Origin of the sequence: Marinobacter sp. UBA2498 (assembly GCF_002341575.1) — a bacterium.
Taxonomy (GTDB): Bacteria; Pseudomonadota; Gammaproteobacteria; order Pseudomonadales; family Oleiphilaceae; genus Marinobacter; species Marinobacter manganoxydans.
The window spans coordinates 31,345-39,471 of sequence record NZ_DDOI01000137.1; the positions used below are offsets into that span (position 1 = coordinate 31,345).

General features: G+C 45.0%; 7 protein-coding genes. 6 read left to right on the forward strand and 1 reads right to left on the reverse strand.

Annotation, left to right across the window (positions count from 1 at the left end):
- Positions 1 to 43 precede the first annotated feature (43 nt).
- The 5 genes from B2W52_RS19050 (at position 44) to B2W52_RS19070 (ending at position 6,508) form a co-directional block, all read left to right on the forward strand.
- Positions 44 to 199 carry a topoisomerase DNA-binding C4 zinc finger domain-containing protein gene (locus tag B2W52_RS19050; protein WP_286803915.1) on the forward strand — a complete coding sequence of 52 codons (156 nt, stop codon included), beginning with the start codon at positions 44 to 46 and terminating at the stop codon, positions 197 to 199.
- Positions 200 to 390: 191 nt separating this feature from the next.
- Positions 391 to 1,854, forward strand: a complete 1,464-nt coding sequence (locus B2W52_RS19055) for a hypothetical protein (RefSeq protein WP_273070610.1) — start codon at positions 391 to 393, stop codon at positions 1,852 to 1,854.
- Between the two features lie 113 nt (positions 1,855 to 1,967).
- On the forward strand, positions 1,968 to 2,528 hold the full coding sequence (locus tag B2W52_RS19060; protein ID WP_273070609.1) for a hypothetical protein: 561 nt from the start codon (positions 1,968 to 1,970) through the stop codon (positions 2,526 to 2,528).
- 117 nt (positions 2,529 to 2,645) lie between these two features.
- Positions 2,646 to 4,745, forward strand: a complete 2,100-nt coding sequence (locus B2W52_RS19065) for an ATP-dependent nuclease (protein ID WP_273070608.1) — start codon at positions 2,646 to 2,648, stop codon at positions 4,743 to 4,745.
- A 2-nt stretch (positions 4,746 to 4,747) separates the two neighbouring features.
- A complete protein-coding gene (locus B2W52_RS19070; protein WP_273070607.1) occupies positions 4,748 to 6,508 on the forward strand; it encodes a UvrD-helicase domain-containing protein in 1,761 nt (586 codons plus the stop codon).
- A gap of 159 nt (positions 6,509 to 6,667) precedes the next feature.
- Here B2W52_RS19070 and B2W52_RS19075 read toward each other — a convergent pair whose 3' ends face one another.
- Entirely contained in the window at positions 6,668 to 6,928 is a 261-nt protein-coding gene (locus tag B2W52_RS19075; RefSeq protein WP_273070606.1) for a tautomerase family protein, read from the reverse strand.
- A 313-nt stretch (positions 6,929 to 7,241) separates the two neighbouring features.
- Here B2W52_RS19075 and istA point away from each other — a divergent pair.
- A partial coding sequence (gene istA, locus B2W52_RS19080; protein ID WP_286803912.1) for an IS21 family transposase occupies positions 7,242 to 8,127 on the forward strand: 886 nt, incomplete at its 3' end.

An 8,127-nucleotide genomic window follows, 5' to 3' on the forward strand; every position in this document is an offset into this window, starting at 1 on the left:
CTACAGAAATCACCGTAGGCACGTGGCGCATGTGAAGGAGGTCGTGGCGAAGAAAAACAGTGAGCCACGGTGCCCGAAGTGCCGGGGTGAGATGGTAAAGCGCACGGTGAGGCGCGGAGAGAATATTGGGAAGGAGTTTTTTGGCTGCAAGGCATTTCCCAAGTGCCGGGGGATCGTTGGTGCTTCGTTATTGCAGTAACGAAGCTGTCAAATGATTACGGAGCGACCAGAGTATTAACGCAGCGTAGCGCATTGATTTAAAGGATTTAATTGGCGAAATCTGAGTTTTTGGTTTTGAGCATTTATTGACGCTCAAATGATTGCAATAACGAAGCCCGCTTTCTAATCACTGTTAGCCAATAACTAGACTAAGGAGAAAACCAATAACATATGGATCACATACTCAATCAACTCGTTTTACCCGATAGATACGAGCGTCTCCGCGACCACCTTGGTGATGATATCGCCAACCTTCTTGTACAGCCAGCTGACGCCAATATTGAGACTTTGAAGGTGCTGTCTGACGAGATCAAGACGCGGAAAGAGGGGATCTTGGTCCCTCTCAGCGGACAAACTGGGGTTGGCAAGACTACTTTTGCAATGAACGCGACACAGTGGGTTCCAGGCGAATTTACCCAGTCGCTTCAGTACGAAGGTGAACTTGATTTTGATTCCTTAAATCTCGCGGTTAAGGAATTTTCTAGATCGTTGCCAGCCGATAACGCTAGGATAATTCCAATCAATATTGATCATCGCGAAAATAATCCACCCTCTGACGCAGAACTGGCTGCTATTAAACGATTTTTGCGTACAAATGCTGCAGGAGTTCCGGTAGTCCTCTTTTGGCCTGAAACAGACCCTGAAACGGCCAAAAATCTTTCTGACAGATACGTAGGAATCGCGGGTGAGGCTTCTGTAGACCTACCTGTGGTTTGCGAAGGTCCGGCAAGTGATATGTGGAGAGAAATTGCGCGTCATACGCTCTCTCTTTGCAACGATCTCCCGCACCTTGAGGAGCTCGGTGTCGACCCTGAAGACTACGAGCCATCAGAGTTTCGGTCCCTCGGTGATTTTCTAAGGAGAATTTCGCGAGACTTCAACAAACGAATTCAAGCGCTTCGGTCAGAGTTGGAAGTTCCGGTCTCTGTCGCTATCGTCTTCGTAAGCCAAAGCGCTGATCCGGGTGTGCTAACCCAGATCACCTCCTCCGCAAAGTACGGACTTTTAGATGGTCATTCACTTATCTCAGTAACTCCGCAAAGTGTTATCGGTAAGTGGTGGGATCAGAGAAGAGGATTATTGACCAGAACTATCGTTCAGCTCAGCGCATCAGCACTGTGCTTACCTCCCACCGCAGCAGCATCATGTATCAGAAACTTTTCCAGTGAGATGTCTCTTTTTGATGATGCAGGTTATCGGCGGTATGGCCCAGCCCGAGGTGTACGGGATTTTTTACGTAGCGATCTAGGTAAGTTTCTAACAAATTCGCCAATGTCGCGTTTTGAGGCGCGAGGTACTCCGGGCGACGAAGCTACAGCAGCATTCCAGCTGCTCGCAGAGTCAGGTTTTAATCTTGGTAAAGACAAGAACCTTAACGGAGTAATGGCCATCGGTATTGATCACCTCCTTCATGATTCTGAAATACCTTTTGAAAGAGTCACGGCAGAAGAGAAGCTTCCATTTTGTCCCTTGATACCTGATAACGCCGTTTATTTTGAGAACCGAGTCCAGTGCGTGGAATACACTTGGAGAAAGAGCGACTTCCTTTCATCAAATTACCGATCAACAGTGGCTCAGTATATTTTGGAGAAGTTAAAAAATTATGCCCGAGAGCTTGGTTGGACCAATGACTGATACGGGGCTAACAAACTCAGGCACAGCGACGGCTACTGCATTGCGGCTTCGCCTCCATCTCGTAGCCGCGGGTGTTGAGTGGCGTTAAGCATTATTAAAATTCGGGAGTCTTAGTGGACGAGAAAATAAAAATTTACCTCGGCGGAGAACTCGCCCACCTTTACGAACTTGGTTACATATCGACTGATCTGCATCAGCTTGCTGCTTTCGGAGAGATGGTTGAGGAGTCGAGAACCGCAGATATTGAACGGTTCTTTCTTAAAAAGCGTCCCACGCCCATCAATCGCTACACTAAGCTCACGGGCGAGAAGCGCCCTCGAAGAACCGAGGTGCTTGAGGTTAGACCCGGTTCAATAGAACTGATTCTTGGTGTCTCAACGCTCGTTGCGAGTATAGCAATGCCATTAGTCGCAATTCGTGTGAATCGGGAATTGCAAAGGCGTGACGTTAAAGTTCAATTCAATATCAGTCCCCAGGACGCGCGTTTGAAAAGAGCACTTGATGCATATGAAGCAGGCACATTTGGTGACGGCGAGGATGGATTGCAGTTACTGTTTTCCGCACTATCAAACGACTACGATGTGACGGCTCTCGGTCCACATCTCTATGAGATTGAACACGTTGTGGATCAATATAGTCGCCGAATTGTTAGAACGATTAGCAAGTTCCATTGAAGTGATGGTTAACCAGCGAATCACGTCGACCAATTTATTCGCTGCTGCCCCCAAATTGGCGGCTTATTCGAGGCGTTAGGGCTCTTGTGGGAGTTCTAAAGAATTCAAGGATAAGGGATGCACATAAGCTCATTAAGAATACGAAATTTCAGGAATTTCTTAAGCTCAAATTTCGAGTTTAAAAAAGGCGTTAACACTATTCTCGGTGAAAATGGTTCAGGCAAAACCAATGCGCTTTTCGCATTAAGGCTCCTTCTCGACGAGTCACTACCCAGAAGCATAACAAATTTACGAGATAGCGATTTCTGCCGTAACCTCGGAAATTGGAAAGGTCACTGGATTGTGATTTCTGTAGATTTTGATGAGCTGTCACCTCATGAAGGTTGCCAGATGCTAAAACACGATGCGGGTCACATGGACGGCAGTGAAAAAGGCACTCTAACCTATTATTTCCGACCCTGCCTAAAAATAAGGCAAGCTCTGTTTGAAGCAAATGGTAACGCAGCTTTAGCCCAGCAAACAATTGATGAAATAAGTATAGAAGACTATGAGCCGGTATTTTCCGGTAGAGCAAACGCTGATTTCTTATGCGATGATACATATCGAGACCTAGTCGGTGACTTTCAAAATTTCGTGTTTCCAGATCCGGATAACAAAGACTTTAAGGCCTATGGCGTAAAGCTTTCACCACTGCATGAAGAAGTATCCTTTACATTTGTGAAAGCATTGAGAGATGTAGTCGCAGACTTAAAGAGCTACAGAAACAGTCCATTAATAGCTTTGTTGAAAGGATTGGAAGCAGACATATCCGAAAAAGATTCCGAAAACATAACTACCCTTGTTTCTGATATAAACAATGCAATTTCAGAGTTGGATGAAATCAGGCAAGTTTCCAGCGGAATTCAAGATACACTGCATAAAACGGTTGGTTATACGTTTTCCCCAATCATTGATATTGAGTCGTCTTTACCAAGTGAGTTAGATAAACTGTTGCAAAAACTTTCGCTAACTGTTGGTGACAACTATGTGGACGGCTATAGCGGTGACCTTAATGAGCTCAGTCTTGGTGGAGCTAACTTAATTTATGTTGCACTAAAACTACTAGAATATGAGCGAAAACAGGAAGCCGATAAAGCGGCACAGTTTTTAGTAATAGAAGAACCAGAAGCCCATATTCATACTCATATTCAAAAAACATTGTTTGAAAGCCACACTATCAATAAGACTCAAGTTTTCCTATCAACGCACTCAGCTCATATCTCATCTGTAGCAAAAATTTCCGAGGTGAACATACTTGGGTTAAATGAAAATATCGTTGAAGTTTTTCAGCCTTCAAACAATCTAAATTCCACAGAGTGTAGCCGCATAGAAAGATACCTGAACGCCACACGCTCAACACTCCTTTTTGCTAAAGGAGTAATGTTAGTTGAGGGCGAAGCGGAGCTGATTTTAATTCCTGCTTTAGTTAAAAAAGTCCTTGGTTTATCACTGGACGAACTTGGTATAAGTCTAATAAGTATGGATAGCGCTTTTTTTGAGCACATTTCGAACTTATTTCACCCGGACAGGATACGAAAAAACTGTGCAATTATTACTGATTTAGATGTATCCATCGAGCCCCTTCCAGATGATGAGGCTGATGACAACAATTATCAAAATTTATGTCGAAATTCTCAAAAGTCAGGGGTGATTAGAAAGGGCAAGCTAGACGAACATACTAAGGATAATGATTATATCAGCGCCTTTTACGCCAACCATACTTTTGAAGTTGACTTCGTTGGTGCTGATAATTCAATTGAGATCAAAGAAGTGCTTCCCTCTATATACCAACAGAAAGCCAGTATTGATAAATCAATAGGCTTGCTTGAAGATAGCGAAGTTAGGATCTACGGAAAAGAAATACTTCGTCTTGCAGACAAGGTTGGTAAAGGATGGCTGTCTCTGCTGACTTCTGAAAAAGTAACTTCCCAAACTCACATTCCCAGTTACATACTAGATGCAATTGCATTTTCATGTGGCTACAAGCTTGCACCTAAAATTCTTTACAAAATGTGTTGTTATAGGCTTTCTAACCCCATGCCAGTATTGGAAGATGAAGATAAACCAATACAGTTTTTTACGGACAATAATTTGAATATTGATTCCTGTATTGATGAGTTTGAAAAACAGTGTCCTGACGATGACCTGTCTTACCTGATTCGGCTTCTGGATAGATAAGCATGAAATTAAGCGTTGAACAGCACGCCGCTGTATACTGCAACGGAAATGCATACGTTACAGCCTGTCCAGGAAGCGGAAAAACTAGGGCTCTTACGGCACGTATAGCAAAATGCGTTGAGGAATTAGCACATAAAAACAATAAAGTGCTCGCTGTAACTTTCACAAATAGAGCTGCCGATGAAATAAAGACAAGACTAGAAGAAAGTTACACCATCGAAAGTGGCCGAGTTTGGGCTGGTACGATTCATTCATTTGTAATTGAGTGGGTAATAAGGCCTTATGCCTCATACTCTGCAGCACTTAATTCTGGCTACTCTATTGCCGATGAGTTTGAAACAAGAAGAATTCTTAACAAATTAAAGGCCGATAAAGGTTTAAGAATTTTGGATGACGTAAATACGACCTTTAATAGGCGGGGTGTGGTTGAAAATATTAATGTCCGAGCAAAAGAAGTAGAACAAGAATACCGTGAGATACTATCTTCAAGAAAGAAAATCGATTTTGACCAGTCGCTATATTTTGCATTTCAGTTAATGGAAACGCTGCCAGAAGTTGCGCAGACGTTAAGCAATATATTTGCTCATATATGTGTTGATGAAGTTCAAGATACTCAAGATCTACAGTATGCGATTTTAGCTAAGATATTTAACGAGTCACAGAAAAAGCCTTCTTTGTTTATTGTAGGAGATGAGAATCAAGCGATTTATGGAGGAATTGGCGGGAAATCTCTTTCCTTAGCGGAATTGAATTCAGAGTTTATGGGAAGTAATATCAACCACTTTACGTTCTGCGACAATTACCGCTCTACGCAAAGACTGGTTGACTATTTTTCAGCCTTTAGAGGTGTTCAAGGAGGGCTGTCAAAAGCAGCGCATAGAAATGAGCAAGGGACCATAAGCTTTTTTAACCAATCAGTGGACAAAGAAAATTTGGCCGAAATCATATCAGGGTTAATTCAAGCAGAGCTCAATAACGGCACAAATGAAAATGATATATGTGTTATTGCTCCTCAGTGGGCACCGATAAGGTCAATGACAAAGAAGCTCATAACTTTACTTCCGCAAGTGAAGTTTGATGCTCCAGCTTTATCACCATTTCATGGCCAACAAGATAATTTTTGGTTGATAGTTGCCAAATTGGTATTGAGTGAGCCGTCAGGAAGGTTGCTAAGTGCTCGCGTTAGATGGGCAAACCAGTTGTTAAATAGCCTTATAGAGAGTCATCATAAAACCCGTAATTTAACCGCTAGAAAACTGCTTAAAGTAATTAATTCCTTTAACAGCGATACTGTAATAGGCACTGAATACCTTAAAGAGTGCTTTGAGTTTATTCTCGATGAATTGGACATAGATTTATCGCATGATTTTTTGCTTAAGGAACAATTTGAGTTGTTCTTTGAGAAGGCTAATTCAAATATAGAAAACAATAACGGTCAATATGAAGACACGGTAGTTGCCCTTAAGAGCTTTTTTAAGGAGTCTTCTGGGATAGTTGTAAACTCATGCCATGGGGTAAAGGGAGAGGAGTATAAGACTGTAATAGCATTCGGTTTGTTAAAAGGTTACATCCCCCATTGGAATGACATAATTAATCAACCTGCTCAGGTAGGAAGAGATGCTGAGTCAAAAATGCTTTATGTAATAGCTTCAAGAGCAAAAGAGAGGCTATTCTTATTTGCTGAGTATGGTCGCAGAACTCAAGGTGGAAAGCCTTATGAAACCTCTAACATGCTGAATACATATAATTATCAATATGATTAAAGCCCCGTCTAGCTATCGTGTAGCCACTCAAGTGTGAATCATATTTCTCTTCTGAGATTAGCACTAACAAGGCGCTGCTGTCGGAAAAATTTTCCGTTGCGCTCCAAATTTCCCGCAGAGCGCGGCGTTGGCGAAAACCGCTACAGATATATTTCGCGGTTATTTGGGTAAGCTGTCCCGCTTCTCCGGAGTCATTCCCTTTTCCCATTCAGCCTCATCGCCCGGCGCTGGCAAAAACCGCCCAAACTCGATCATCTGGTTGGCCGGAATGTCCTGCAGATAGATCCAGACATCTTCAGCTGAGATTTCCCCAATTTGGGCGATTTCTTCAAGCATCTGGCTCATCAGGGCCTGTTTGATCTCGATGCTTCTGCCCTCCCGCACCAGGCCGTGAACATACACCTGAGGCGCGGTGTTCACTCTGCCACCCACAAAGTGTTCGCCCTCATTGGCCGCAGAAAACAGAACCTGGGCAAAGAACCGGGGAGTGCATATTCCGGCCCATCATGAACACCCATTCCGGACGAACGTGAACACTGATTCTGGTTCAACGTGAACAGCCGTTCCGATTGAAGGTGAACACTTTTCCGGATTTTCCGGAATCGGTGTTCACGATGCCGGAATCAGCGTTCACATTCCCGGAAACGGTGTTCACGTTCAACCGGAATCCTTCTTAACGCATTGTTTATTCAACCGTTTGCTACTCTGACTCCTTTTTTTGGGGAGCGGAGTTGTGCCAGCAAAGAGAATTCCAATGCGTAAAATCAGAGAGGTGCTTCGCCTAAGGCTGGAAGCCGGGCTCTCGATCCGGCAGATCAGTGCCAGCACCAAGACCAGTGTCGGGGCCATCCAGAAGCTGTTAGCCCGGGCCGATGCCCTGAACCTCAACTGGCCGTTGCCCGAGGATTTGGATGATGGCCGCCTTGCGGCCCTGTTCTATCCCGGTGCCGATCCCACCACATCGACTCGCTACCAGGTGCCTGACTGGGCCACCGTTCATCAGGAACTCAAGCGTAAAGGGATGACCAAGCAGCTGTTGTGGGAGGAATACACAGCTCAGTATCCCAATCGCTGCTACAGCTACTCCCAGTACTGTGACCGTTACCGGCACTGGCTGAAGCAGCAGAAGCGCTCCATGCGCCAGACCCATAAGGCCGGTGAGAAGTGCTTCGTGGATTACTGCGGCCCGACCGTGCCGATCATCAACCCGCAGACCGGTGAGGTACGCACCGCTCAGGTGTTCGTGGCGGTGCTTGGGGCCTCCAACTACACCTACGCTGAAGCTACCTGGAGCCAGAGTTTACGAGACTGGCTATCCAGTCACGTGCGTACCTTTGAGTTCTTCGGTGGCATTCCGGAGATGGTCGTGCCGGACAACCTGCGCAGCGGTGTCAGCAAGGCCTGTCGGTACGATCCAGAGCTAAACCCCAGCTACCAGCAACTGGCCGAGCACTATCAGGTGGCCATCCTCCCGGCCAGGCCCTACAAGCCCAAGGACAAATCCAAGGCAGAAGTGGGCGTGCAAATCGTGGAGCGCTGGATCCTCGCCCGGTTGCGTCACCACACCTTCTTCACCCTCGCCGAAGCTAATCAATGCATTCGATCGTTGCTTGAAGAAC

Bases quoted from the DNA above. Each gene is read 5' to 3' on its own strand.
- B2W52_RS19055 (WP_273070610.1), top strand. From the start codon at position 391: ATGGATCACATACTCAATCAACTCGTTTTACCCGATAGATACGAGCGT.
- B2W52_RS19065 (WP_273070608.1), top strand. From the start codon at position 2,646: ATGCACATAAGCTCATTAAGAATACGAAATTTCAGGAATTTCTTAAGC.
- B2W52_RS19070 (WP_273070607.1), top strand. From the start codon at position 4,748: ATGAAATTAAGCGTTGAACAGCACGCCGCTGTATACTGCAACGGAAAT.